Genomic DNA, 25,989 nt, shown 5'->3' on the forward strand with positions numbered 1-25,989 from the left:
TTGCCTCACTGGTATTGTTTTTGCAAGAGCGGCTGCAGCTTCCGCTTGATGGCGGCCGGGTCGTTTCCGTTGAGTTCAAGGCCGCCGAGGTCCTCGGTCGATGCCACCCCGCGGTTCCATACCGCCAGGTCGCGCATCGTCTGGGACGACAACAGTTTCGTCGTGTGACCGGCGAACGCGATTTGCTTCACAAGCTCGTCCTGTGCGTAGAAGCCCTGGGCGATGACGCGATACTGGTTATTGTCCTTGCCGTCCTGATATGCCCGCGGACGGTGGACGTAGACGACGCTCGGTGTCAGCTTCAGGTCCAGCTTGCGATACAAGCCGTTATCCCTCACCAGGGGACCGCTATAGCCGCGTGGACGCTTGCCGTCGAGCGACACGACAAGCGCTTCCATTCCATACTGGGTGCGCAGCGCGCTCACGATGGGCATCTGCATGGCGCAGAATCGGCAGCTGCCGTCGACGAACACGACAAGGCCGCCGGCTGTGGCCAGCTCCCGCGTTGCCTGTTCCTGTGCCCGGCGGTTCGCCGAGCGGATTGATTGCGCGCCAGCGCTGGCGTAGGGGATACGGTTGTTTTCGTTGAGCAGAGGGTCGGTGTTGGTTACTTCGCTCACCTTTTCGGAGAAGCGCTGGGACTTGTCCATCGCAATGCGACGGACGTACAGATAAGCAGCGACATTCTCATCGGTCGGATCGTCGATGGCCCTTTCCTCGAGCAGCTTGTAGTTCTCCTGCAGCCACTTGACGTCGACCTTCCGGTCTTCCTTCTTCGGCTGAGGTGCGGGGGCACGGACCTGGGTGTCGGGTGGCTTCGCTGTTTTCCCCTTCACCACATACGGCTTGTAATGAAGGAACGCATCGCCGTAGCTGTCGTCGGTGCGCACTTCCTGCCCGAGTACGGCGGTCGATAAGCCAAGGGCGAGTGGAATGATCAGGTAGCGCATAGCGTGTCTGCGACTTTCGCGCGCGAAAGTTAGTAAATCCGGTAGCCCTTGCCGACGATGCTCGCGTGGGGCAGGTATCCCCAGTAGCGCGAATCGTTCGACATGCGGGCGGTACCGACAACGAAATAGCGGTCAGGCGGAATCACCTCCGTTCGCTGGAAGGAGGACGCGGGACGCTTGTAGAGGACCGCGTCCTCGAGCCCTTCGGCCACCAGGCGTTCATTGATGAAGACCTGTTCGCCCCGGATGCTGAGTGTGTCGCCAGGAACGCCGGCAACGCGCTTCAGGACGAAGTCCTCGCCCACATAAGCAAGCGCGCTGATGGACGATGCCTTCCAGAACAGGTAATCCCCGCGTTCTACCTTGTCCGGCTGATGGTGCACCAGCAGGGCCAGGTGCAATTCTGGAAGACAGTTGACCTCGTGAGGATCGTGCGACAGGCTGACGAAAGAGCGGCCGTGCCCGAGGTAGATCGACAAGGCGCAGACCACGGCGACGCCGATCGCGAGCTTGGTACGGCGCGCCGGCACGGATGCCGCAGGCTGCGCGCTCATTCGACATTCCTCCAGCAAAGCGGCCGTGACTCAGGTTTGAGGCCGCCGCAGTAGGCCCGGTCGACCCCGTCGAGCATGGACGAAGCATTGTCGTATCCCAGCGGCAGAGCGATGGCCAGGGCAAGCACGATTCCGATAGATCTCAGCAGCTTCATTTCGTTGGCTCCTTTCGGGCGACCGCGGCCGCCAGTTCTTTCGTGATGTCACGTGTCCCGGCCGGCAGGGCGGCAATGGTCAGGTTTCCGTGGGCGTCGCGGGCGCCGTCGACGATGACATAGCCCTGGTCGGTGTACTGCTTCATGACCTGCAGGATCGGCTGCGCGACCTCGGCTTTCAGCGTCTGGGCGTCGGTGCTGTCGCGTTCCAGGACCGCCGCCAGAATCACCGCGTTCTTGTCGGCGACGAGGTACTTGCCGTTGGGTGTCACGCTGCTGAACTTGCCGCCGGCGTAGAAGCAGGCGGCGCACAGGAATGCGATCGCCACCGCTGGCACGGCGAACGACGCACTCTTCTTGAACGTATCAGCCATTCAGGATCTCCTCGAGTTCGCGGCGGATGTCGGTATCGTTCAGGTTCTCGGCGCGCAGCTGCGCCACGATGTCCTTCAGCCATTTATTGCGCTTGCCCCGCGCATCGCTGATCACCATGTTGACCGCATCGACCGCCGGCACTCCGCTGCGCATGAGTTGGAACACGACGTTGCGGTCGGCACCGTCAGTGGAGAACAGCGCCGCGGTAAAGCGGTCCACATACAGGCGAACTACCTCGTACGTGTTCTCCCCGCAGATGAGAATTTCGGAACAGATCCCCTTTTGGGTCTTTACATCCTTGATAAGCTTGTTGAAGTAGGGGTCGCCCGCGAATTTGGTCATCACGCCTTCGGCGACGATCTTGTCGATCTCCTCGGCCTCCTGTTCCATGACCAGCTTCCAGACCGACTGGCTGAGGATGACCTCGCCGGTGGCGTTGTTCGCCAGGTCGCGCGGGCTCTGCGTAATCACCCAGATCGAGCCCTCGTCCTTGCGCGCTTTTCGATACAGGCCCTCCATCACCGCAGACGCACCTTCGTCCTTCAGCAGCTGCCAGGCCTCGTCGAGCATGACCAGCTTGCGTCCGTCGAGTTTTTTCATCTGGCGCATGATCGTGTTCATCACGAAAAACAGGACGCATTGCTTCAGGTGCTCGTCGCCATCGAGCCCCGACATCTCAAACACCGTGAACTGGTTATTTGCAGCCAGGTTGCACTCGCCAAGGAAATATCCACCACGAGTTGGCGAGTCAACGAAGTTACGCAAGCGGGGGATCAGGTTACAGGCCGCCAGCTGCACCTCGCTGCGGTGCTTGCTGTCGTCGGTGTTCTCCTTGATCGTCGTAAGCGCCTCGATAACGGTGTTGATGTCGGCCTTGCCGCGCGCCTGGCCATAGGCTGCCTTGACTGCTTCGCTGACGGCGATGCGCGCTCCTTTTTCCTCAGGCTCGTTGAAATAGGCCGCTTTCAGGATCAATGCGGTGATGTCCGGATGCTGCTCCAGAAAGTCTTCCTCGCTTAGCCCCGTAAAAGGATTGAGCGAAGGCGGTGTCGGCGTGTCGAGGGTGAACTCGATGAAGTCGCCGTCGGCGCCTTCGCAGAATTTTTTCGAAGATCTCCCGTTGTCGAAGAGGGCAACCCGCGTCCCCGACGCCAGCTCGTTCGTGATCATGTACTGCACTTTGAACGACTTGCCGGCGCCCCCGGCCGCCGCAATAACCCCGTTTTTGTTCTTGTTAGAGAGGAACGGATCGAGGTAAAAGGCCGAGCCCCGGCGCGTGAGATAAACCGACCCCATACGGTCGGTGGATCCGCTCGCATTACCCCGGTAGTCGCCGAAGATCGGCATCAGCTTGGCCGCGACACTGGCTGGAACCAGGGCTTCGGAGTCGAGCTTCTCGGCGATCTTGGCCGAATAGTTCAGCGGCAGGGTCTGGACGAAGCGCACGCCGGTCGTGTCGGTCACATCACGGGCGTCGAAGTCCAGGTTGTTCATCGTCGTCTTGACGTCCGACCGGGCCTGCGCCAGTTCCGCCTTGTCGTACGAAAACACAAAGGCGGTCACGCTCGTGAAGGTCAGCTTGTTGGTACCGTCCTTGCAGGTCTGCAGCAGATAATCCAGGTCGCTGGCAATCTCGGCGCCGTTCTCGGCACCCAGTGAAAACGGAAGGTTGTTGTCCGCACGGTTGCGTGACTTGAGTGCCTTCTCGATGCGGTCCAGCTCTTTGCGTTGATTGGCGACGCGAACCGTTGCGTTGAGAATGAACGGGGTCTTGATCCGCACGCCGCCGCCATCCTTCGTCTGCCCACGATTCAGGGGCGCGCCGATCAGGAGATTTGTCAGGCCGTGCGAGATCCTTGGCGGCAGTGATTTCGGAACGACCGCGGCACAGTAAAGGCGCTTGTTGAAGAGCGCGTAATCGTCCTTGGTGAAATCGAAGATCTCATCCGGACCGTATGCCTGGTGCCGCAATTCCATCAGGTCGTCGAGCGGCTTTTCCTTGCGCCTGTCGTAGATGTTCGGGTACTGGCGGTAGATGGCCAGCAACTGGGAGGGAGTGCGGGCCTCCACGTCGACGAAGCCGCAGGCCTTCAGCCCGGCCAGGAATTCGTTTTGCGCGGCCAGCGCGAGCTCGAGCGTCTCATCGTTGATCAGATGGACCGGTGTCATGAACGACACGATCAGCGTCTTTCGGTTGATGATAGGCATGTCGGTCAGGACACCGATGCGTTGTGCGCGCTCGTACAGCAGTGCCTGACGCTGGATGAGTTCCTGCAGGAGCTTGTTTCCGTGCCCCTTGCCGCGGACGAGGTTATACGGAACATCATAGTCCGGGAGGTTCAGCAGGCTCATCTGCAGCACCGAATCGTCGGGAGCACTCTTGTAGATGTTCTGAATCAGCCCGGCGAACTCGGCACCGCCGCCAGATAAGGGGCTCATCTCATAACATCTGCCGACGCACAGGCCGTCACCATCGGGCTTCGAGACGATCAGATTGCTCGCGCGCGCATAGCTCTCAAGGTGCACAAAGCTGCTGCTCACCTGAGTCGGTAGGTCGGGACGGTTTATGACGATCATGATAGGGTTCCCAGAGCGACATGGCGGGCCGGCGCCCGCCATGTCTGGTTACACGCGGCCTTACTTGGCCACCAGGGTCAATGCGGGCGCAGCTGCCGGCGCCTGCTGTGCCTGCACGATCAGTTGGACTTGCTGCGCGTCCGGCATGCTGGTCGAGATCGTCGTCAGGAAGCCAGGACCCACGAGCGCGATCGCGAGCACGCCCAGGATCACGCCGACCGTCTTGTAGCCGCCGCCATGAGCCAGCTGCCAGATCGCCACCACCAGGACGACCAGGGCGAGCATGATCGTCCACGAGCTGGCCAGGATGTCGCGCAGCGTGGTCACGACCACGTCGAACGGACCGGTGGCCAGTGCGGTGCCGCCGTTCATCGCTGCCATGCAGCCGAAAATGGCGATCGGGGCCACTGCCGCGACCAGGGTGCTGCCGGCGTGTTGCATCATCGAGTTCTTCATGAATTGCTCCGCTATGGATATCGGTTAAACATCAGGAATAACGAGGTCGGGCTCGGGCGATGCTCAGCGCTGTGCGATAAGGACCGCTGGCACCGATTGCACGACGAGGTGCGCGCCTTCGATGACCTGAATTTGCGCCGCAGTCGGCATGCTGGTCGAGATCGTGGTCAGGAAGCCCGGGCCAACGAGCGCGATCGCGAGCACGCCCAGGATCAGCCCGACAGTCTTGTAGCCGCCACCATGGGCCAGCTGCCAGATCGCCACCACCAGGACGACCAGGGCGAGCATGATCGTCCACGAGCTGGCCAGGATGTCGCGCAGCGTCGTGACGACCACGTCGAACGGACCGGCGGCCAGCGCGGTGCCACCGTTCATCGCCGCCATACAGCCGGCAATGGCGAGGGGTGCCGCGACGGCTACCAGGGCGCCCCCTGTGCGTTGCAGGAAAATGCGTTGCAGGAGTCTCATATCGATTACCTTTCTGCCTTTGGAACATTGACGCCACCACTTTGGAGTCCAGCGGGTAGCATTGCTGACCCGGCCGCGCCATCGATACCGCCGCCTGGCTGGGCGAGATTCGTTTGCTGCGGAGACGACAGTTCCTGGTCGGTCTCCGTAGCGGTGCTGTTTTTGGCACGGTGCGGGTATGCGCCGGCCACACGGGTCGTCTGGTCGGATCCGTCGAAGCCGGACCAGCGCGCGCCCTTGACCTCCCGGTAGACGATCACGTCGTCCTGCAGGCTGTCGTTTTCGTCCACGAACCGTTTGATCTTCACCCGCTGCACCACGGGTGCTTTTCGCACCGGCATGCCGGCAACCGGATCACTCGCTGCGTTCAGCCTTTGATGCGGCAGCGGCCCCGCGACCACGGCGCCGCCGCTGGTTCCCGCCGCGGCCGGCTCGGGGGCGATCCCCGTCGCGCGGTCGTGGTCGCTCATCTTGAATTCCTTGTCGAACCGGCTCTCGGGCAGCGGGCCGTTCGTGCTCTTCTCCAGCGCCTTGAAGGAACGGCAGTACTCGGAAGGGTTCTCCTTCCGGTTGCAGTCGAAGGTGCTTTCTCCGATCGGGTTGAAGCTGCAGCCGGCCAGCGTTGTAACGACGGCCAGCAACGCGAAAACTTTGCGGGAATGGTTCATTGGTTCGCCTTCCTGATCTGGTTGAGCTCGACGGATTCCTGAAGGATCCACGTGATCCGCGTACCAGCATTGACCTCGATAACCGGGAACATTTCTTTCGCGTAGTCGAGATAAAATTTGCTCAATGCGCGGCCCGCCTCGTTCACCCCGCCGCCCAAAGCGCTGCCGGCGATCAGATTCGGGTTCGGGTACTGGACCCCTTGCCGGTCCCCGCTTTGGGCGTTCTGGTTGTAGCTCGGCAGCGAGCTCGGCGAAAATGCCTGCCCAAGACCAGATGCGATCCCGGCCAGCGCCGTCTTCGCCAGGATCGATCCCTGCTTGGTCACCACGCGCCCGGAGATCCCCTGGATGCCATCGAGGTCGACCCCATAGGCCCGGATCTTGGCCTCGTGAATGCTGCCTTGCTTGTCGATGCACGACATGACGTCGGCGATCACGTTCGCCCGCTCGCTCGAGAGGATGGCGATGCCGGTTCCACTGATAAAGCAGTCGTTGAAGTCCGAGACCTTCCAGCCATTCGGGAGGATCGCGTTGCCCTTCAGGCGACTGACGAAGGGAGCGCCCACGTTGTTTGCGGACAGGATCGTCCCGCTGGCCGCGCCACCCGCCGAGTTCGAGCGCGCGTTGATCCCGGTAAGCATTACGCTTTCCAGCGCCGAGTTAATCGGGATCACCAGCGGTGGCGCCGACTCGGCCCGCTTGGACGAGGCGGGGTTGGCTTCCTCGTGCCACACACGCATCGCCGTGCGCTTGGCCTGCGCCTGGTGCCCCTCAGGAGGAATCGCGGCATCGCTGAACGGGCTTTTTTCGCCGGCAGCTGCCTTGCTGCTCGTCCCGGGCTGGCCGAAGTCGACAGGAGGCGGCAGGTTCTCGTACGCCGGCGCGCCCGGGGCACCGCCTCCGCCGCTCCCGGCGCCTTCGCCAGCCGCGGTCTGCCCGAACGATGCCGAACCGCCGCGCGTTTCCATCTGGGTCAGGCGGTCGCCTATCCTGCGCATTTGCTCGTCCAGGTTCCGCGAATGTTCCTGCGCATCCTTGGCGTCGGCGCGCGCCTTGTCGAGCGACGCGATCAGGTCCTCGAGTCCCTGGTTGCGGTTCGATGTCGGCAAGGCGCTGAGATTGTTCGCGCTGTTGGGGAGCGCCGGCCCACTCGCCGCACTCGCCTGGACCGTCGCCTGGGCAATCTTGCGCGCCTGGTCTTCCTGCTCGTACTGCGCCCGCTCGCGTGACTTCGCAAACAAGAGGATTGCGCCACCGATCACGATGGCCACCATGGCCCACTTGAACTTCATGTCCATTTCCTGCCACTGCTGCTTGTATTTCGCCATCAGGCCTGTTCCGGACATGTCAGCCTCCCGATGCCTTGCGAGTCAAGACGATGACCTTCGTGCGCTCGTTAGCGGCGAGGATCGGCTTGGGAAAAATCGAGATCGCCAGCACGTTCTCGCCATCGAATTCTTCCTCCTTCAGCGACGCCTTTTGCGGCCCGGGATTGGCGACGTCGTACAGGTAGATGTCCTTGTCTGCGGACGAGTACACCTTCTGTGCCGTAACCACCAGGCCGTTCATGACGATGGGACCGACAGCAAGGTCCGACTGCGAGAAGCCCTGCGGCGCGCCGCCGAGAGCGACCTGCTCCATCAGGCTCTGCGTCTCGCTCACGTAGTCGCCCCCCTTGACCGGCTTCTGGGCGCCCGCACGCAAGGTGGAATCGCGCACCAGGATGACTTGCCCGGTGATGTCCGTTTTCGGTACCAGCTTCAAGTCGATGACCGAGGGACCGTTGGGCTGTTCGAAGGACACCGTGACGCCGCGTGTCACGCCTTCCTTGAACTGGACATAAACATTGTTGCTCGTCGCGCTTTTATCGATTGTCAGCTCGTCGGTACCGACCACTTTCGGGTTGGGCCATGGGAGCTGGATACGGTTCTGGTCGACGGCGCTCATGTACACGGTTTGCGCCCCCCCATTGGTTACATCGACAATCCGGGCGCGGCTGAAATCGAGCGCATGCGCGTCGGCGCCGGCAATTTTCATCACGCCTGGCAGTACGATCTCGGGCGCCTTCGTGTCCTTGACGGCGGCTTCCGGATGCACCGCGAGAAGATCGACCTTTGGCCTCGTCGGGGCCTTCAGTGTCGCCGTGACTTTGCGTGGTCGCTTCGGTTTGCAGGGCGCGGCGACCGACCGCTCGCAGCGCTCGCCGGTATTCGTCGCCGGCGCGAACTCGGCGGATGCGCTCGCGAGCGTGCTCGCCGGCGCAGCGCCAAAGTGCGCGCTCGCACTTTGCTGGGCGTGCGCGGTTCCGAACACCGCGGCCAGCATCAGGAAAACTGGGATAGTCGGTTTCATCGCTTCTGTGCCTCCAGCCAGCCAGAGTTATGGGCCTTATCGCCCTTGTAGGAAGTAATGTCGTCCACCAAGAACCGGTAGTTGTCGACATGGCCCGCATACTCGAATACGTACGGTTCGGGCGTGTCCTTCGCGGCGTTGACCGTGTGGACATCGCCGATCACAAAGTGCTTGTTGATCTTCGGGTCGTACTGATGCTCGCGGAAGACGAAGTAGTACGAACCGAGCTCGCGTTGGTCGGCCAGCAGCCTGGCCTTGGCATCGATCTCGGCGCTGATCTTCGTGTACACGGCCGGCGCGAGAAACGCCTGCAGGAAGTTCTTCTGGTAGTGCGCGTTGGTTGGATTCACCTGGACCAGGTTGCTGGTCACCGCGATCAGGATCGCGCGCTGCGAGCCCACATCCATCGTCGCCTTACCGACTTCGACGGTAGCGGTGCTCCCCGGAACCTGCTGCATCACGATCTTGTCCTGGTTGAACAGGCAGATCACCGCAACCAGGAGAGCGCCGGACAGGCCGACGTTCGCGGTCAGTACGTACTTGACCGTCCGTTCCATTCCTTCCAGGGTCAAGCCTCGGGTTATGATTTCCATGCTCTCGTTCCTGTTAGCTCACCAGTTCATGGGCGCCGTCGTTGACAGGCGCTACGGGGATGTGGGTTGAAACCGAAGTCAAAGGCGGGATTTCCTCCACGAGGACGTCCGCGCGTGCGATCGCTCCCATGTGCAGTGCGCCTGGGTTGATGATCTTGCCGTCGCCGATGAACAGTTTCTTCTTGCGGTTGAAGGCGGCGGAATACCCGGCCACGCCCCAGCGGTAAAGGAGCACCCTGAAGCGGCCAGGCAGGTTATTGCCCTTCCACTGGATGTAGGCCTTGGTGCCAAAAAAGCCCAGCATCGGAACGCCGACGTAGGCGACCCAGCCGAACATGCTGCCGGCAACCATTGCCACGAACACCGACCCAATCAGCAACCACGCGTCCGACAGTTGCGCTCCTGCGAATGCCACGTCGGCCTTGCCATGCTTGGGCACCCGTTCCTCGCTCATTGCAGTGCTCCTTCACGATGACATACCAGGTGGTCGCGCCAGTCGGCCGCTTCGCTGCTGGCCAGCTCCGGGACGCAGATCTCCTCGGCGCGGACCACGACCTTTGGCCAATTGAAGTTGGCCGTGACGCGGTGATGACGCTGACGCGAGGCGACGACCCGTTCCTTCATCCGCGCCGCCAGTTGCTGGTCGCGGAAGTTCAGGAGCGCGAGTTCCTCCTCCGGCGAGAAAAACACATAGGCCTGACGTTGCGGGATCTGCACCAGGACTGGCGTCGTACGCACGCGGCTGTCGGCGACTTGCCGGCCGTGGACATACTCGCCGCCTGCAGCTGGCTCGACGATGGCAGCGCCGCTGCCGAAGCGCGCGCGCTCGGCAAAGCCGGTCGGCGCCGCGAAAGCCTGGCCACACAGGACAGCCAGGGCAAAGACAAGGGATTTCATTGAAGCCTCCTTGCGAGTGTTACAAAAACTTTAATTACAGTTGGCTTTTTAGTCAATCAAAATTAAGCATTTGTTTACTGTGTCGCGAACGCACGCGTGTATGTCGTCGACGCCAGGCGCCGGACGGCGGGCACCTTCGACTGCTGTGCGAAGAATTTGAGCGCATTTGCCACGCTCATCTCTCCGGTCACCTTGCTGAAGTCGCCGGGCGCGTCGCCGGGTCCGACTGTCAGGACGAAGCTGGGAACCGCCGTCACCCGGTATCGCTGGAACAGCATCGGGTTGATTTGCCACCTCGCGCCGCTCTGCGCGCAGCACGCCTCGTTGATCCGGGCGACACGCTGCCGGGTGGCGTTGACGTCGCCCCAGAAACCGTTCACGACCAAGGTGAAGCCGGCGCGCTGTGCCTCCCTTGCGAGCGGAATGAGGGCGGTATCGCTCACCTGTTCCGAGACGAACACGTACCCTCCCGCTTGCCCGGCCGGGCCGCTGTCACGCATGCTTTCGAACAGGCTCTGGCCACGGCCCGCGCCCGCCATGGAGGCAAGCGCGCCGGCGAGAAGGACATTACAGAGGCGAGTAGACGGGCGCACAGCAGTCCTTTTTCCGAAAGATGAAGTAGCCGTAGTCCTTGTCCTGGGGCCGTGCGGCCCCTTTCTCCTGCAGAAGAAGAGGGCGGCCGAACGGGGTGCATGTGTTGTCCGGGAAGGGAAAGACACGGTTCGTCTTGTACTGCCGCTTGTCCATCAGGAATTCCGGAATTCCCATCGCGCCGCACGAGCGCAATGCCGCCAGTCCCGCGGTCGACTGCTGGACACCTGCGGCGTGCAACTTGGCGAACAGGCGCGCGGTCAGCAGATGCGCCACCTGTTCCGGCGAATTGGCCGAGGCCACGTTTCCGGTCACGGGATACATCGGGCCCCAGGCGCCGGCCACCCAGAAGAGGGATGCCGTCGGGAAGCCGGTCGAAGCGGCGATGGCGTCCGGTGCTTCGGCGGCGATCGACGGAATCCCTCCAAACGCGTAGCCGTAGGGAGTCAAGACCATGGCCAGCGCGTCGTCATTCCAGGTCGGATCGGCCCAGCTGATGAACGGCACGTCGAAGCCGCGCTGGTCGAGGCATGGCGAATCCGAGATCACGCCGAGCGCCGTCATGACGGGGTTGATATATTCGTTCACGTGCATGAACGCGCTCTTTTTCAGCGAGCCGGAGGGCGCCGCGCTGCGCTGCTCGGCACCGTACTCGAGCGAATTGAAGGGCGGGGAAATGTCGATCCCGCCGAGCAGCGGCATGCAGCCCGGTTTGTTGGTCACGTCGACCATGAAGGTCGGCTCCCAGAAGCTCATCGGCGTTCCCACCGTGAGACTAGCGGCGCAGAGGCACACCGGCGCGCCGCCGGCGCCGCTGTCGTAATCGTCCCCCGCGACGCCGATGTTAATCAGGTTGCCGGCCAGGCTGACCGGAAACATGCAGTCGTAGCAGATGTCGGTGATCAGGTTCGGGAATCTGCCTGTGCACACCGGGCCGATCCCGGGCTGCGCGCTCGTGTAACCGGACAGCGCAGCGCACCCTGCAAGCAATATCGCGAAGAGCCTCTTCATTTGCGCATCCCGAATTCGATCTGCAGTTGTGCTCCCTGCTGGGTGAGCTTCGCCGGCACGCTGCGAAGCTGGATGCCGTACAGGCGCTGCAGCTGGTTGATGATCAGCTTCCGTTGGTCGAAGTAGAACGGCACCGTCGGCATGCCGTTCCAGGTCACGTCCTTGAAGCGCACGCGCAAGTCGTACGGCGACCCGGCAGTCAGGACGATTTTGAGCCGCTCGCGCCGGCCCGCGGCCAGTGCGTACTGGACTTGCGCCTCGTCGCGACCGTCGATGAAGATCAAGCCTGTCGTCAGCGGCTGGATCTTGAGCGGCTCGATGACGGTGCCGCGTCGCACGACCACGCGGCCGCTCTCGTCGCGGTAGTCCTGGGGCATGACGAAACGCAGCTGGTGCAGCTCCGTCCGCAGACGGGCGTCGGTAGGAACCCCGAGAGGCGCCGGCCGCTTGATCGCATCGACCACCTTGTTGCGGTAGTCCGCCCAAAAGCGGGCAAGCTCCCCGCTCGCTTCCTTTTGCCGGATCCTGTCCTTCATCTGTTCGCGCGCATCACGGTCGACCGGGGCGGTCCGTCCGCGGGTTCCTAAGTCCTCCGGTTGGGCCACCAAGGGCGCCGCCAGGAACATCCAGGCCAACACATGGCGAATCATTGGCTCTCCCACGTTTTCATGGTTCGGGCTGCGTGCACGAGTTCGCGCGGGCGCGGCGCATACATACCCTGCGCCCTGGCGCGCTTGATGCGTTCGTAACGGCGGCGCACGGCAGCGATATACCGGGCCTGTGCGTCGACATCTTTCGATTTCGGTCCTGTGTTGTAGAAGCCCACCCCAGTCCACGTATCACCGGCCTGGCTTGCGTAGCGCGCGAAGATCCAGGCGCCGACGAACACGCTCCCGCATTCGGTGAGCAGATCCTGCTTGGTTACGCGGTGCCGTTCGAGTTCGGGCAAATGCACGGTATTCACCTGCATTTTTCCTAGTGCGCGATTGCCGTCGGCCAGTAGAGGGCCGATCGCGTCCGCGCGGTTGTTCGATTCCTGCTCGGCCATGGCGCGCAACAGGTCGGCGTCCAACCTGAACCGCGCAGCTGCCCGGTCGAAGCATTCGCCCCGCGCTCCTACGGCGAGGAGCAAAAGCCCAAGGGCGATCAGGTAGCGAGCCATGGCGACAGCACCTTACGCAGCCCAACCCGCAGCCAGAACAACGCCTGCAACAACAGCGAGCCAGCAACGAGGTAGATCCCACAGGACACCAGTAGGGGCGCGAACGGCCCGAGGTCTGTCGCCGTCAGCGCGACAAAAAAGCCCAATAGGAACAGGACCACCGACACCAGGTGATAGGCGCTGTGGCGCGATTCGTTGAGGAGCACACCGAGGACTATTTTCATGACCGCACCTATACGTGATGACAGACAAGGGCCGAGCGTGCGCCCCGCATGAGCTGCTCTTGCCTCGCCAGGGCCGCTTCGATATGGGAAAAGTTGTTCTTCTTCGCCGCGTCCATGAGAATTTGTGCACGCAGCATCAGCGTCATGGCGCGGGCGACCAGATCGGCGCGTTCCAGTGGGCTAAGGTTGTGCGGCTGTGCTTGCAGGTTCATGCCGCGTCCGGTATTCGCCAGCTCAAGGGCCATCTGTGCATACGACCCGGCCCTCGCGGCGAACGGATCCGAGACGCCCAGCGATAGCAACAGATCGGTCTCTCGCCTCAGGCCGATCGCCGCCCGGTTCACACCGTCGGCATTACGATTGATCACCTCGTGCAGCTGGTCGTTGATCGAGGCGATCGCCTTGCCGAGCAGTTCGCGATCACGCGGCTCCGCGACTTCGTCAAAAGTCGACGCTGCGCTGATGAGGGCACTTGCCGGCACCGCCGGCGGCGGCACGAGTGCCGTCCGGCGCCTGAACGGGAGCCAGGAGGGAAGCTTCATTTTTTCACCAATGCCGCCAGGCGCGCTTCGATGGCCGACGCGGGAACGGCGCCTGGAATCACGGACCCGTCTTCGAATACGATCGCCGGCGTGCCCAATACCCGGTATTTCGCTGCGAGTGCGGCATTGCGCTGGAGCGGATTGGGACAGTTTTTTTCGACCGGCTTCACACCGCGCAGGAGATAGCCGTTCCATGCCGCGGCGCGGTCGCCTGCACACCAGATGTGCTCGGAAAGACTCGCGGCGTTCGGGTGCAGACTCGTCAGGGGCAGCGGGAGCATGTAGACCGACACGTTTTGCAGCTTGCCCAGCTCGCCCTGAAGCTGGCGGCAGAACGGGCAGTCCGGATCGGAGAACACGAAGATCCGGCGCGCCCCGCTGCCGACCTGGATCGCGTCCGATTCGTGCAGGTCGGCCGGGTCGAATTTTGGACGGTTCGCTTCGCGCAGGCTGGTCGTCAACGAACGGCCTGACTTCAGGTCGACGACATCGCCGTTGATGAGCACCGAAAAATCCTCGTTGATATAGATGACCTCGTTACCCCGCACCACGGAATAGAAGTCGCCGAAGGCCTTCTTGACCACCGCGTCCTTCGTCTGGGGATATTTCGTATGCAGGTCCTGCAGGAAATCGGCACGGGCCTGCGTGCAGCAGGTCAGGATGAGAGCGAAAAGAAGTGCGCGCATGGTGTCCTCAGTAGAGAATTTTGACGTCGATTCCGGTGGCGGCGCCTGGCCGGGCCAGCTCGAGAGCCACATCGGCCGTGGTGAATGGAAGGGGCGGGTGGGCATAGGCGTCGTTGCGGATCAGCTGGCCATCGCCAGGTACCCCGTGCCAGCGCACGGCCAGGTTCGGGTATCCATTGGCCGTACCGCCGCGGTTCGTAAGGCGGAAGCTCACCCTCACGGTCCCCTCGCCGGTCGTGGCCGCATTGAAGTCTGTGATCGACACTTCTTCCGGATTCGGTGCCCGCGGGGCGACCGCGGCCGCGACCGGAATCACCGGGGCGCTCGACAAGGACGGCGGTGTCGGCTGGGGACGCACGACCGCAAACACGAGCCCGGCTGCGGCGAGCAGAAGGCCGCCGCCGATCGCCACCCGGACTTCCCGCCGCACCAGCGGCAGCGCAAACCGGCGAGACGTCGGGCGACGGTCCGTAGGTGCCGCCGGCAGCGGTCCCTCGTCATCCAGGACCGCGTCGCGGAACTTGTACACGTCGACACCGCACGTGGGGCACGGAAGGCTGACTTGCTCGCCTCCGAATGCAAGGGCGGACTGGTGTCCGGCGGAGCAGCGAAAGATCGACATAGATCCTCTACGAATAGTTGTTCAGCACGACCGCAACATAAGCGGCGCAAACGGGGATAAGCGAAATCGACGGCCACAACATCCGGTTGAAGCCGCTCACCACGTGGTAGTACGCAGCCAGGACCGCGAGTGCGGCCGCCTTGAACGCCACGACAGCCGGGCTGAAGCCGACGTGCGCGACCAGCCACAGGATCAAGGGATTGGTTTCCGAACGCCCCTCGCCGGCAGCATGCAGACTGCTGTGCAGGTCGAGAACCTGAAGCAGTGCCAACAGAATGCACATGAACGCGAGCAATCGACGTTCGGAGCGCTGCAGTACAGGATCGGGGGTCTTCACGGTCTTCCTCGCAAAACCACGCTGTAGACGAGCTGGCAAGGAAAATCTTAATTTTAGTTGACTAAAAAATCAATCAAAATTAAGTATTTAGCTTTTCTTACATCAAACTGGGGGTGGGTGAAGGGCAGCGTGCACGACTTGTTGAAGGATTTCATGCGCAAAAAACGGGATATGGCTTAGCAGTTCAATTGCAATTCTATAGTAGCATCAGAAACAATTGCAACGGAGTTATTACAAAAATGTTCACATTCACAACGCATTTTGTTATATGTCATGCAAGTATTAGCGCTTACTCAGATTGCATGCATTTTGGCGTCGCTGGGCGCGAGGGGGAGCAGGATTTCCACGTGCGTTCCTGCCCCGGGCCCAGTCTTGAGCTCGAGCTTGCCGGCGAAGGCGTACACCCGCTCTTTCATGCCGATGAGACCGATCCCTTCCTGGACCTTGTCCGGGTCGAAACCGACGCCGTCATCAATGACGGCAAGACGCAGGGCGCGTTCATCCCCCTGGTCGCGTACCTGAACCATTACAATGACTTCCGCCGCCTGCGCGTGCTTGACCACGTTCGACACGCACTCCTGGATCAGGCGATAGGCGGCGATCGCGAGTGCGCCCTCGACCTGGCCGACGTCGCCCGTCGATTTGAGCGTGAAGGCCGGCGCGCCTGGCGCCGCTTCATAGGTCTGCAGCATTTCCTCAACTGCGCCTTCCAGACCGAGCATGTCGAGCACTTCCGGCCGCAGGCGCCGGACGATTTTGCGCGCGCTGGTGTACAGCTCGGATGTCACCTTGATGATCGATTCAGCACTCTCCCGGATCACCGCGCTTTCTGCGGTAGGCGGTGACGCAGCGACCATGTCCAGGATGCGCCGGGAGCTGTACCGTGCGCCAAGCAGCGCGGCGTTGAGCTCGTCGTGGATTTCGATCGCGATACTCTTGCGCTCGTCCTCGACTGCGGAATCCACCTTCTGGATCAGCCTGCGCTTCTCGGCATCGGCCTTCAGTGCCTCGTTGCGGGAAGCCTCGAGATCGCGCGTGCGCGCCTGTACCTTGCGTTCCAGGTTGCGCTTCGCCTCATCGAGGCTGCCGGACATCTCGTTGATGGCGTCCAGGAGCTCGCCCACTTCGCCGCCGTCGTCGACGTCGAGTTGTACCGCATAGTCCCCCCCGCGGATGTCGCGCAGTGCGCGTATGGCGGTATCCATCGGGCGATGCAGGGCCTTGCCCAGCAACGTGGCGACCCAGACGCTTGTGAACACCACCACGGCCAGCAGGAACAACTGGGAGAGGATCCGCCGCTGCTGCTTGGTTTCCGCCTGCTGCTGGGACAGGATCACGCGGACCTCGCCGATCATCTCCGTCGTCTCGGCCCTTTCTTGCTGCTCGCCGGCGAAATGCGGCGCGTCGTCGCGCCCGAAATCATCGACCGGCAACGCACGGCGATAAACGCGGGCGCCGAACACGCCCCCGTCGGACTGGCGCGTCTCCTTTGACCGCACCGCCACTTTCAGCGTGCCGTTGGCATCCAACACCTCGATCTTGTAGATCCACTTGTCCGCTATCACAAGGCTGCGCACGACCCGCTCCAAGTCCTTTAGGTTGCCCGAGGTAAGCCCGTATTCGCTGTTCTCGGCGACCGCTGCGGCCAGGATCTCCCCGTGCTCGCGCAGGTCCTGCCTGGCCTCGTACGGGCTGGAATTGAGGAGGTACACCAGCTCGCCGAGCGCCATCAGCATCAGCGGGATGATGGCCATGACACTGAGCCGCCAACTAATGGATCGGTTTTTCCACGACCAGGCCCAGACACGCTTCCGGATGGCTGAGGTCATGGCATGTCACCGCTGCCCAGGTCTGTAGGCGAAGTTGCGCGCGATCTCGTCGACCACGAGATTCAGCGAGCGCGCCACATCTTCATTAATCAATGTCCGGAAATACTTTGGAAACTGCGGTTCGGGCAGTCGTCCATTCCCGTCGTAGTCGTTGACCAGTTCCTCGAGCTGCGCGTTGATTTCCTCCACCTCCGAATAGGTGGTGGCCAGCGCGCCGGCGCGCACCAGGGCAGCCGAGAATCCGACCACGGCCTGGCCATTCCGGTACGTGGTGAGCAGGACAGTACGCAGGTTCTCACTGTTGTACACCAGGCTGTCCGGGATCGCGAGGATTGCCGGGGCGTCGCTGGTGCGGCTGAGGATGCCGTTGATCGAATCACCTGCACCGTAGTTTTCAACCACGAGCGGCATCTTCGTTGCGGCCGCGGCACGCTGCAGCGAGGGCTCCAGGAAAGCCGTCCGTCCGCCCAGTACGACCGCAGTGCGGACCGGGCGCTTGAACAACATGCCGACCAGGCGCAGCTGCGCGGCCGGCGACGGTTCCGCATAGATCGCTGTCGCTCCAGACCGACGCTCGCCGGCAGTTTCGATAATGGAGTGATAGACCTGGCTCGAGGTGAATACGGAAACGACCGGGCCTTCGCCAACGTCCGCCATTACCGCCCGTAACGCCACCGGCCCCACAGCGATGACCATCGCCTTGCGGGCGGCCGGCGCCTTGGCGTCGCTGACCTGGGCACGGGGAAAGCGCCTGCGCAAGTCGGTCACGACCTTCCGGGTTGATTCGCCGCTGTCGGAAACGGCAATCACCAGGTCGCGCCGATCGCGCGTCGCCGCCGGCAGGGGGGCGGGACGTGCTGCAGCGGCGCCCATCCCCATCAGCAGCACGCCGGCGCGCGCCAACCATCGGCGGCGGGACTGCAGGTGAACGATGGCGGAAGGGCTCATGCGGGTAGCGTTCAATTGGATTCACTACACCGCAGGAATGCGGCCGGCAGCGTTCAGCAAAGGATCAGTAGGACACGCGCAGCGAGGCAGCGAAGCGCGTGGAGTCGGAATAGCCGTTGACCAGCACGCGGTCGACGTCGTACACCGCTGAGGTAAGCCGGTCGCTCAGGTGACTCACCGAGAACACCGGGGTAACGGTAGCGCGTGAACCGACGCGGAAAGATTTCGACACCCTCAGGTCCTGGCGGCCGTAGCGACTTTGCGCGCCGGGTTCCCCACTCGCCCAGTACACCGACAGGCCGGCGCGCCAGCCGCTGTCGAACTTGCGTGCCAATCCGAGCAATGCGCTGTTCTTCGAATACTGGGTCCGCTCCATCGGAGTATTGCTGCGGTTATTGAGGCGTGTGTAGCCTGCGTGGCCGCTCCAGCCGTTCGCCAGGTCCAGGTCCGCCTGCACTTCGGCGCCGCGCAGCCGCACCTCGCCATTGTTCGTCGGGTTGAAGGAATCCAGGGTCAGACGTTCTGAAATCAGCCTGGACATCTCATCGTCGAACAGCTTGGCGTCGAGCATCAAACCGTATTGCGGGAAGTTCCCGCTATAACCGACCTCGCGCGACAGCATTTTTTCGGCCGTGAGATTGCCTGCCGCCTGCGCGGTCTGAGCGAAATAGGCCGAACCGGAAGAATTGATGGGAGGCGTCATGTTCGTCGTCAGGTACGACCAGTCCGCGCGTTGCTCGATGATGTCGGGCATGCGGTCGGCCCGCGAGACCACAAAGCGAATGGTATTGTTGGCGTTCAAGCGCTGGTTGAGCGCCAGGCGCGGCGATACGGACGAACCGGTCAGCTTGTCCTTCTGGTAAAACCCGCCGGCGTTGAGGCTCGTGGAATCGAACGGCCGATACTCGGCGTTCACGAAGGCCCGCCAGGTCGTATTCGCCACTGTGCCGCCGAGGTAGGTCTGGCTCACCGCTTCATCGCGGCGCAGGCCCAACCCGCTGACCAGGCGCAACGAATTCGAGACAACATAAGTGTGCTGCAGCTCGATGTCCCGTCGGCGCTCGCGGTAGTCATTGTTGGCGTCACCGCACGTCGTTTGAAGCGCGGCGGCGCCGCGCAGCCGGATCGCAAGCAGGGCCTGCAATGCCAGGGCATTGTCCTGAGCTGTGCCGCCGCGTGGTTGGACGCCGGCGATGATTGCCCGCACATAATCCGGGTTCGCTTTCCACAAGGCGCCAAGCTCGGGCAGGAACGCAAAGGCGGGAACGCACTCGATCCACGCCTCACGGTTCTTGTGTTCGGACTGGTAAGCCTGCACCCTGAATTCCTGGCTCGCCGACACCGTGTGCCGCCACGTGACACTCAGGTCGTTTTCCTTAAGCCGGACGTCCGGGAACGTGGTCTGGTACTGATCGCTTGCGATTTGCTCCTGATCGCTGTTCACCAGCGACAGCTGCACGTCCAGTTGATCGCGCGGGGTCAGCTCGGTCGTCGACCGCCAGCTGAACCGGTTGGTTTTTGCCGCGTCGTGGTCGGGGAAGCTGGACAGGTGGCCGAAACTGGTCACTTGATTGAACCCCTGGTTCTCCGAGTGCTCCGCCGAGCCCCGGAATCGCGTCGATTCCCCCAGACTGCCCGCGTAGCGTACGTACGCCTCTCGCTGCCCGCGTGATCCGCCGGTAACGCGCAGTGCCGCGCCGTCGGTCGCATGCGGATCCTTCGTGATGATGTTGACGATTGCCTCCATCGAATTCGGGCCGTAGGACGCGCTGTTTGGGCCCCGCGTCACCTCGATGCGCTGAATGTCGTCAATCGACACCGGCAAGGCGGTCCAGTCCACGCGTGCGAACGCCGAACGATACGCCGAAACACCGTCGATCAGCACGTTCAGGCGCCGCGGCGCGTGGATATTCGTCCCGTGGTAGTTGATACGGTACTCGCTGTTCGACAGCTGCGTTACCTGCATGCCGGGCACCAGGCGCAGCGCCTCCGGTACCGAACGCACCCCATACTTGTCGAGCATGTCCGCAGTGATGACCGTCACACTTCCCGGTACGTCTGCGATTGACTGCTTCAGCCGGGTGGGCGTGAGCACAATCGAGACCTCGTCCGACAGAGGGTCATCGTTTGTCCCTGCGTGGGACTGGCTGCCGGCGAAAAACGAGAGCGCACCGACCGCCATCAGGCGAGAAGTTCGATTCATATTAGCTTGACAAGTTAGGGTAGGTAAATGCGACGAAGTGAACTGCATTGAGCGCGAAATGGGTCACGATCGCTCCCTCGACGCGTTTGCAGACGGCATAAGCCGCTGCGTAGTGCAACCCGGCCACAGTGGCCAGGAAGATCAGCAACGGTCCGCCCTTGACGTGGGCGATCCCGAACAAGACCGAAGAAATGGCGGCGGCAACAACCGCCCCGAACCGCCACTTCGACATCGCGGCGGCAAGACCGGCGTACGTGAATCCACGGAAATACGCTTCCTCCGTGACGCAAGTGAACAGCAGGTTTGTGCCGAGGAAGAATGCCGAGTACGGTGTCCATTTGAAGTCCGGCCTGACAAAACCCAGGATGACGCCAAGGCCAAGCACGACGACGAGCGTCGACACGATCACCGGCCATACCCGCCTCAGCATGTGCAGCCAATCCTCGGCTTTGCTGATGCGTGAACAGAACACGCCAGCCAGGATGACGCCGACGGCGGCCGTGTCGAAGTTGGTACGGATGGTGTAAGCGGACGCGTCAGCGGAGAACCGCAGCTGCTCTGCCAGCACGGGATTCATGAACCCAGGGAAGCGGTGCGCCGCGAACAGCAACGGCGCCAGCCAGGTCAGGGCCAGCAACGGCACACGCACCCAGCGGTTGCTGCTCTGTTTTGCCGCGGTGGCCACTGCCGCAAAGAGTGCGAGCCAGCAGGGAGCCTGCCAGGTAAGGAATCCCGTCACGACCCCGGCGAGGCATGCGAGGGTCAGCAGCGGCACCCAGAGCCATGTGCGTGAGCCCCGCATTTCCGGTGCGGGTACCCACAAAGCCACGGCAGCAGCGGCCAGGGTGCCGAAGGTCAGGATGAACTCCAAGCTGAGCGACATCGGTGGCCGTCAGAGTTCGATGAGGTGGTGCTTCGCCGCCAGCATCGTCAGTTCGGCCGGGCGCGTGATTCCGAGCTTTTCCTTGATCGCCATGCTCGCGTTCGCGACGGTCTTGACCGACAGCTTCTGGTCCTCGGCGATCTCAGCGATGGTCATCCCCTTGGCCATCAGTTTGGTGATCTCCAGCTCCCGATCGCTGAGCGACGAGAACGGGGTCTGTTCGCCCCGCACCTGTAGCTTGGCCATCCGGTCGGCGATGCGTGGCTGGAAGTACAGCTTCCCCTCGCGCGCATGCTGCACCGCGTCCGCCAGCTCGCTCTCCTCGCAGTCCTTGTTCACGAAAGCGAGGGCGCCGATGTCATAGGTCCGTTTGATGAGGGTGTGCTGATCGAACTGGCTGCAAAAGACGATACGCGCCTTCCGGTCGGCCGCGAGCAGGTCTGCCGCCACGTCGAACCCGGTCATTTTCTCGCCAAAGCGCATATCCAGCAGGACGACGTCGGGCGTCAACTGCTGATACATCGGCACGACCTCTTCCGCGGCCTTGGCTTGGCCGACCACATCGATACCGGACTTTTCAAGCGACGTCGCAATCCCGGTCCGCACGATCTGGTGGTCATCGGCAAGCAGCACGGTCGTTCGCCTCAGCTTCTCGTTCAAGTTTGCCCCCGAAATGGCTTGGTGTCCCGTTTGCCTACCCATTGCAAATGTTTTACTACTCATGTGTGACGCGAATTCTATCACTCTGCACTATTGGGTCAAAGTAAAGATTGCCCATTGTTGCTCTGCGATAAGACAACAAATTTACCTCTTGACGGTCAATAGAAATCAAGCTAACATGGCGACAGCTCGATGGGGAACGCGTGAGCAGACGCCCCCCGCTTTCGCGCGCGAAAGTCATTCCGAGCATACCGACCATCATCACGTGGAGACGACCATGAAAACCGATCTGTATTCCCGCATGTATTCCCGCCTCGAGGACCTCATCCCGGAGCTCTCGAGCATTTCAGCACCTGGGGCGTCCTTTTACGCGTCGCCCCGGTCACCGACCGACATGGCTCTTTTCTGCAGCGTTGCATCGTGCAGCGGAGATGAAGTCGAGCTCGAACTCGCCAAGGATGAAGTCGTCGGTGGGCTTGAGCAGGCGGGCCACTGGATGAAGTTCAGGATCGACCGCAAGACGAGGACCGCCCGTCTCATCGCCTGTCAGACCGAGGCGGCATACGAAACTATCCACGGCGAAACTATTTACCCACAATCGCGCCACCTTCCGTTAAACTCGTTCGCTGTTAATTGGCTGGGTATCTTGGTACATCTGCAATTTGCCTTTCGTACGATTGTTCCGGCCCCATCGTTCAACTAAAGGAAGCCTCTTATGGCGATGAAAAGTGTAGTGTTTGCCAATCAAAAAGGTGGCATTGGCAAAACGACAAGCTCCCGGCACCAGTATTGGCATTTCGTCGAGAGGGGGATGCGCACCCTGGGTATCGACCTGGATATCCAAGGTAACTTCACCCGTACCTTGTTGAACATGGGCGCAGCGAACGGGATCGCACTGCCAGTGGACGAGTTCGGCCGGCCCAAGCTGCCAGAGGGCGTTCTACGCGCGTCTGGGCTGTTTGAGGCGGACAACAGTGATCAGCCGCTCCAAGTAGGGCCAAACGCATTCCTGATCGGCGCCGATCCGGGCATGCTCGACGTCGAGCGTGAAGACTTGGACGAAGTAGTCGCCGCAGGCCAGAAGCGCTTGGCCGAACTCGCACAGGACTACGACGTCGCCATTATCGACACCGGGCCGTCCGTGTCGGGTCTGCTCGTCGTGGCCCTGTCAGTGGCCGACTTTGCCGTGTCGCCGTGCAAGCCCGACCGCGATGCCATCGAAGGATTGATGGGGTTCTTCACCAATGTGCGACGAGTCGCCGAGCGTGGGACGAATCCGAAGCTTGCTTCGCTTGGTGTTCTTCCAAATCAGATCGACCGCAAACGGGCGTTTCATCGAGACACGCTAGACGAAATGCGTGCGACCTGGGGTGACGGTGTATTGCCTGTCGATCTCCCTGAGCGGGCCGCCATCGATGTCGCGAAGGATCGTCCCGTGTGGCGCACCGAAGCCGGCACCATGAGCCGCAGCGTCGCAGCCAAAGAGATGGTCGCGGTGTGCACATGCATTTCAAACCGAATGGGCTTGTAAGAGGTAACAAATGACTAAGAAAAACAGAAGTCTTGGATTGCAACAGTACACAGGCGTCGTCCAGGGCGCGACCCAACGTACGCCTGATGCTCGCATCAAGGTTAATTTAATCGATGTCGAAGCTCAGGTACGAACCCAGTTCGACGAGCAAGCCCAATCCGAACTCGATGCGTCAGTCAAGGCGCAGGGCGTCATCCAGCCCGTCGTGCTGCTGGCGAAACCGGACGGTCGGTACCGCCTGGTCGCCGGCGAACGACGCCTGCGCTCGACGCTGAACAACGGTATCGACGACATCCCCGCCGTGATCCGGAGTAATCTCGAACCGTGGGAGATCCGCCGGATCCAGGTGTCGGAGAACGCCGAACGCGACGACATTACCCCGCATGATGAAGCGCGCGCGGTCAGCGAGGACGTTGCGAACTACGGTGTTCCGAAAACGATGGAGATCTGGAACCGTTCAGAGGGCTGGGTCAGCAAACGTACCTCGGTCTCCAACTACGCGGAACCATTAAAGCAGCTACTGAAGGACCGGGTTCTCCGCGATCTTGAAGTGGCGGGCAGCCTGAATCAGATTTACGACCTGGACAAACAGGAATTCGCCCGTCTCGAAAAGCGCGTGCGCGAAGGGCTTCCGCTGTCGCGCGAAGAAGCCCGCGGCAAGGTACAGCAGGTCAAGGAATGGCTGAATGAAGCCAAGCAGCGTGAAGAACGCCGGCAGAGCCTTGGCCAACAGGCGGGGCGGAACAAGGGCACATCGCAGGCCGGAGCCGGGCAAAAGACATCGCCGAAGGACGGCGCCGCGTCCGAACGCCAGCCCGACACCAAGTCGGCAGCCGCTGTTTCCAGCATCGACGTCACCACCACGGCAACTTCGCATTCCACTCGACCGGCGCCCGACGCACAGGTCAATCCAGGTGCGAAGGAGCCTGCGTCCGGCGCTACGGCCGCTGCGCCCGCGATCAGCAACGAACAAGCCTTGGTACTCGAGCAAATGGTCACGCTGTTCCAGAACGGCCTCGCCAACCGTGAGCTCATTAAGGACGTCCAGGATGAGTTGCTGGAACTGGGTGCCGACATGAACCAGACGGAGTGGGCAATGTGGAGTCTGTACCAGACGGTCGCGCTCCCGCTTCTGGCCGCCCTCGGCGAGACGCGCGCGCAGCGCTACCTGCAGCGCACTATCGCCGATCTGCGGAACGCGAAACCGCAGGCTTTGTGGGAAGCACTGCACCCGGCCACGGACGGAAAAGCCTCCGATGACTGGACCGCGGCCCGCACTCCCGTCGCGCCGATGCCGAAAGGCTGGCGTTTCTAGCGAACACGCCGCTCGCGCGGCGCCCACCCTACAAGAGCTAAAACATGAAACTGAAGCGACTGACTCTCGAAGACTTCGACCGCCTGGCCGAAGGCACCCGTTTGCAGGACCGTACCCGCCAGCTCGCACGAGAGGTCCTGGTCGACGGCGAGACGCCTTCTGACGTGGCTGCGCGCGCAGGCATGACAAAGCAACGCGTGGGCCTGGCGGTAGGAGTCATCGAAAAAGCATACTTCGCGGACCAGGGAGGGGGGCTCGGCTGGGTTTCCATGGAAATGGAACTGCCCGAGCGGGTCGCGCTGCAGCTTGACGAGCTGGCCAAGGCGCTGAAGGCGTCCGGCGATCAAGCCAAACTCGAGCAAGCCTCCGAAATCGTCATGGCCGCCGTGTCAAAGGCGCGCAAGCTGCTCAACTAGCATCCCAGAAAGTGAAACGCCCAGCGAGCAGGCCGGGCGTTTCGGTACCATCATCACCAAGAAGCCGAAGCTCCATTGGATGGCAGGATCATAGCAGATCCACTTTAAGCGCGTAAGTCATTCAGCGACTTGCCTGCTTCAGCCCGACTTTCAGCCTATCGGAGCTTGTTCCAGGCTTGATCCACCCTGACTTGGCATGGCTGGGTCTTTACGGTGCGCCCCCCTCCCCTCACAACTTTGGCGGTCCGGCTCCCTCAGCCGGACGCCGCGCCGACGCCGTGCTGCCCTACCCAATGCGTTCGCTACAGGCCTGTTCCGCGACCATTTACTTCGTCAGCGACCATGCGTCCGGTTCGGCCCGTGCCGTCGGTCGCTGCTCCACTACCGAACGAAGGACACGACCGGCCGCAGGTACCGACGGCCTTCAAGCCGGCACATCCGCCGTCCGCCCGTCATTCCGTCCACGTGGCCAGCTTCGTCCAGCCCGGACACCAGGTCGTCCCCTCCCCCCTTCGTTCACGTGTCCAGATGCAAACCACTGTCTTTCTCAAATACATCGCGCAGTCGCGATCTATTGTTGACTTTCTCACTCTACTAGATAGAATGAAGCGGAACTTTTAAAGGTATGACATTCATGAGTGCACTCATCAACTCAAGAGCCTTCCGCGAGGCGGCTGCAGCAGGCGCGCTCTCGGATCCTGCCGTCGTCGGCGTGGAAGGCGGCTACGTGCTCGAGGCGACCTTCGGCCAGGTCCGTACGCAGCTGAGCGCACGCAGCTCCTCCGGGGAGGAGAGCCGGCGCATCTTCGCCTCGCTGCAGTCGGCCGCCAGCTTCCTGCAGGACAAAGCACGGATACTTGCTTACACCGTCGATGCCTCGGGCCACCGCCCAGCGGCGTCGTCGCCCCGATACGCCCGCGTCGCTGAACGTCTACGCCAGGCGCACGCCGCCCTGCGGCCAGCCCCCCATCCCATGTAAGCAGA

Annotated in this window: 32 protein-coding genes; 5 read left to right on the forward strand and 27 right to left on the reverse strand. The window is 62.1% G+C overall.

The genetic code is table 11. From position 1 onward, the window contains the following. Positions 1–5 precede the first annotated feature (5 nt). The 27 genes from traF to NRS07_RS19740 all read right to left on the reverse strand — a co-directional run bounded on the left by traF (position 6) and on the right by NRS07_RS19740 (position 21,743). Entirely contained in the window at positions 6–950 is a 945-nt protein-coding gene (gene traF, locus NRS07_RS19610; protein ID WP_259213565.1) for a conjugal transfer protein TraF, read from the reverse strand. Positions 951–979: 29 nt separating this feature from the next. Next, positions 980–1,504 (reverse strand): signal peptidase I, encoded by a 525-nt coding sequence (gene lepB, locus NRS07_RS19615; RefSeq protein WP_259213566.1) that lies wholly within the window; start codon positions 1,502–1,504, stop codon positions 980–982. Further along, a complete protein-coding gene (locus NRS07_RS19620) occupies positions 1,501–1,659 on the reverse strand; it encodes a hypothetical protein (RefSeq protein WP_259213567.1) in 159 nt (52 codons plus the stop codon). The genes lepB and NRS07_RS19620 overlap by 4 nt, the downstream gene beginning before the upstream one ends. Next, the gene (locus NRS07_RS19625) at positions 1,656–2,033 is read right to left on the reverse strand and encodes a hypothetical protein (RefSeq protein WP_259213569.1); all 378 of its coding nucleotides are present in this window, start codon (positions 2,031–2,033) and stop codon (positions 1,656–1,658) included. Before NRS07_RS19625 ends, NRS07_RS19620 begins: the two co-directional genes overlap by 4 nt. Then, complete coding sequence (locus NRS07_RS19630) at positions 2,026–4,611, reverse strand: ATP-binding protein (protein ID WP_259213570.1); 2,586 nt, start codon at positions 4,609–4,611, stop codon at positions 2,026–2,028. The genes NRS07_RS19625 and NRS07_RS19630 overlap by 8 nt, the downstream gene beginning before the upstream one ends. Before the next feature lie 60 nt (positions 4,612–4,671). Continuing rightward, entirely contained in the window at positions 4,672–5,067 is a 396-nt protein-coding gene (locus NRS07_RS19635) for a hypothetical protein (protein ID WP_259213571.1), read from the reverse strand. A gap of 63 nt (positions 5,068–5,130) precedes the next feature. Beyond that, entirely contained in the window at positions 5,131–5,535 is a 405-nt protein-coding gene (locus NRS07_RS19640) for a hypothetical protein (protein WP_259213572.1), read from the reverse strand. Between the two features lie 5 nt (positions 5,536–5,540). Beyond that, a complete protein-coding gene (locus tag NRS07_RS19645; RefSeq protein WP_259213580.1) occupies positions 5,541–6,203 on the reverse strand; it encodes a TraV family lipoprotein in 663 nt (220 codons plus the stop codon). Continuing rightward, positions 6,200–7,549, reverse strand: a complete 1,350-nt coding sequence (locus NRS07_RS19650) for a TraB/VirB10 family protein (RefSeq protein ID WP_259213582.1) — start codon at positions 7,547–7,549, stop codon at positions 6,200–6,202. The genes NRS07_RS19645 and NRS07_RS19650 overlap by 4 nt, the downstream gene beginning before the upstream one ends. A 1-nt stretch (position 7,550) precedes the next feature. After that, on the reverse strand, positions 7,551–8,555 hold the full coding sequence (locus tag NRS07_RS19655) for a type-F conjugative transfer system secretin TraK (protein WP_259213583.1): 1,005 nt from the start codon (positions 8,553–8,555) through the stop codon (positions 7,551–7,553). Next, a complete protein-coding gene (locus tag NRS07_RS19660; protein ID WP_259213585.1) occupies positions 8,552–9,148 on the reverse strand; it encodes a TraE/TraK family type IV conjugative transfer system protein in 597 nt (198 codons plus the stop codon). The genes NRS07_RS19655 and NRS07_RS19660 overlap by 4 nt, the downstream gene beginning before the upstream one ends. 13 nt (positions 9,149–9,161) lie before the next feature. After that, positions 9,162–9,602, reverse strand: coding sequence for a hypothetical protein (locus NRS07_RS19665; RefSeq protein WP_259213588.1), 441 nt, complete (start codon positions 9,600–9,602; stop codon positions 9,162–9,164). Beyond that, positions 9,599–10,045 carry a hypothetical protein gene (locus NRS07_RS19670; RefSeq protein ID WP_259213589.1) on the reverse strand — a complete coding sequence of 149 codons (447 nt, stop codon included), beginning with the start codon at positions 10,043–10,045 and terminating at the stop codon, positions 9,599–9,601. The genes NRS07_RS19665 and NRS07_RS19670 overlap by 4 nt, the downstream gene beginning before the upstream one ends. A 74-nt stretch (positions 10,046–10,119) precedes the next feature. Next, a complete protein-coding gene (locus NRS07_RS19675) occupies positions 10,120–10,584 on the reverse strand; it encodes a type-F conjugative transfer system pilin assembly protein TrbC (protein WP_259213590.1) in 465 nt (154 codons plus the stop codon). A 28-nt stretch (positions 10,585–10,612) separates the two neighbouring features. Then, entirely contained in the window at positions 10,613–11,647 is a 1,035-nt protein-coding gene (locus tag NRS07_RS19680; RefSeq protein ID WP_259213591.1) for a TraU family protein, read from the reverse strand. Continuing rightward, positions 11,644–12,297, reverse strand: coding sequence for a conjugal transfer protein (locus NRS07_RS19685; protein ID WP_259213592.1), 654 nt, complete (start codon positions 12,295–12,297; stop codon positions 11,644–11,646). The genes NRS07_RS19680 and NRS07_RS19685 overlap by 4 nt, the downstream gene beginning before the upstream one ends. Next, on the reverse strand, positions 12,294–12,809 hold the full coding sequence (locus NRS07_RS19690; RefSeq protein WP_259213600.1) for a lytic transglycosylase domain-containing protein: 516 nt from the start codon (positions 12,807–12,809) through the stop codon (positions 12,294–12,296). Before NRS07_RS19690 ends, NRS07_RS19685 begins: the two co-directional genes overlap by 4 nt. Next, on the reverse strand, positions 12,794–13,033 hold the full coding sequence (locus NRS07_RS19695) for a hypothetical protein (protein ID WP_259213602.1): 240 nt from the start codon (positions 13,031–13,033) through the stop codon (positions 12,794–12,796). Before NRS07_RS19695 ends, NRS07_RS19690 begins: the two co-directional genes overlap by 16 nt. An 8-nt stretch (positions 13,034–13,041) precedes the next feature. Then, complete coding sequence (locus NRS07_RS19700) at positions 13,042–13,575, reverse strand: hypothetical protein (RefSeq protein ID WP_259213614.1); 534 nt, start codon at positions 13,573–13,575, stop codon at positions 13,042–13,044. Further along, entirely contained in the window at positions 13,572–14,333 is a 762-nt protein-coding gene (locus NRS07_RS19705; protein WP_259213619.1) for a DsbC family protein, read from the reverse strand. The genes NRS07_RS19700 and NRS07_RS19705 overlap by 4 nt, the downstream gene beginning before the upstream one ends. Beyond that, positions 14,269–14,790, reverse strand: a complete 522-nt coding sequence (locus NRS07_RS19710; RefSeq protein ID WP_259213621.1) for a hypothetical protein — start codon at positions 14,788–14,790, stop codon at positions 14,269–14,271. Before NRS07_RS19710 ends, NRS07_RS19705 begins: the two co-directional genes overlap by 65 nt. A gap of 100 nt (positions 14,791–14,890) precedes the next feature. Further along, on the reverse strand, positions 14,891–15,220 hold the full coding sequence (locus NRS07_RS19715) for a DUF5658 family protein (protein ID WP_259213623.1): 330 nt from the start codon (positions 15,218–15,220) through the stop codon (positions 14,891–14,893). A 293-nt stretch (positions 15,221–15,513) separates the two neighbouring features. Next, entirely contained in the window at positions 15,514–16,974 is a 1,461-nt protein-coding gene (locus NRS07_RS19720) for a HAMP domain-containing sensor histidine kinase (RefSeq protein ID WP_259213625.1), read from the reverse strand. Positions 16,975–17,055: 81 nt separating this feature from the next. After that, a complete protein-coding gene (locus NRS07_RS19725) occupies positions 17,056–17,997 on the reverse strand; it encodes a hypothetical protein (protein ID WP_259213627.1) in 942 nt (313 codons plus the stop codon). Positions 17,998–18,061: 64 nt separating this feature from the next. Then, entirely contained in the window at positions 18,062–20,200 is a 2,139-nt protein-coding gene (locus NRS07_RS19730) for a TonB-dependent siderophore receptor (RefSeq protein WP_259213628.1), read from the reverse strand. A 1-nt stretch (position 20,201) separates the two neighbouring features. Continuing rightward, positions 20,202–21,083, reverse strand: a complete 882-nt coding sequence (locus NRS07_RS19735; RefSeq protein ID WP_259213630.1) for a CPBP family intramembrane glutamic endopeptidase — start codon at positions 21,081–21,083, stop codon at positions 20,202–20,204. A gap of 9 nt (positions 21,084–21,092) precedes the next feature. Next, on the reverse strand, positions 21,093–21,743 hold the full coding sequence (locus NRS07_RS19740; RefSeq protein ID WP_259213633.1) for a response regulator transcription factor: 651 nt from the start codon (positions 21,741–21,743) through the stop codon (positions 21,093–21,095). A gap of 277 nt (positions 21,744–22,020) precedes the next feature. Here NRS07_RS19740 and NRS07_RS19745 point away from each other — a divergent pair, with 277 nt between their 5' ends. The 5 genes from NRS07_RS19745 (at position 22,021) to NRS07_RS19765 (ending at position 25,984) form a co-directional block, all read left to right on the forward strand. Continuing rightward, on the forward strand, positions 22,021–22,446 hold the full coding sequence (locus NRS07_RS19745) for a hypothetical protein (RefSeq protein ID WP_259213636.1): 426 nt from the start codon (positions 22,021–22,023) through the stop codon (positions 22,444–22,446). Positions 22,447–22,458: 12 nt separating this feature from the next. Next, on the forward strand, positions 22,459–23,274 hold the full coding sequence (locus tag NRS07_RS19750; RefSeq protein WP_259213638.1) for a ParA family protein: 816 nt from the start codon (positions 22,459–22,461) through the stop codon (positions 23,272–23,274). A gap of 10 nt (positions 23,275–23,284) precedes the next feature. Beyond that, the gene (locus NRS07_RS19755) at positions 23,285–24,589 is read left to right on the forward strand and encodes a ParB/RepB/Spo0J family partition protein (RefSeq protein ID WP_259213642.1); all 1,305 of its coding nucleotides are present in this window, start codon (positions 23,285–23,287) and stop codon (positions 24,587–24,589) included. A gap of 44 nt (positions 24,590–24,633) precedes the next feature. Further along, positions 24,634–25,005, forward strand: a complete 372-nt coding sequence (locus NRS07_RS19760; RefSeq protein WP_259213644.1) for a transcriptional regulator KorA — start codon at positions 24,634–24,636, stop codon at positions 25,003–25,005. Positions 25,006–25,639: 634 nt separating this feature from the next. Then, positions 25,640–25,984, forward strand: coding sequence for a hypothetical protein (locus tag NRS07_RS19765; RefSeq protein WP_259213645.1), 345 nt, complete (start codon positions 25,640–25,642; stop codon positions 25,982–25,984). The last annotated feature ends 5 nt before the right edge of the window (positions 25,985–25,989 follow it).

It is taken from the genome of Massilia sp. H6 (assembly GCF_024802625.1).
Taxonomy (GTDB): domain Bacteria; phylum Pseudomonadota; class Gammaproteobacteria; order Burkholderiales; family Burkholderiaceae_D; genus Telluria.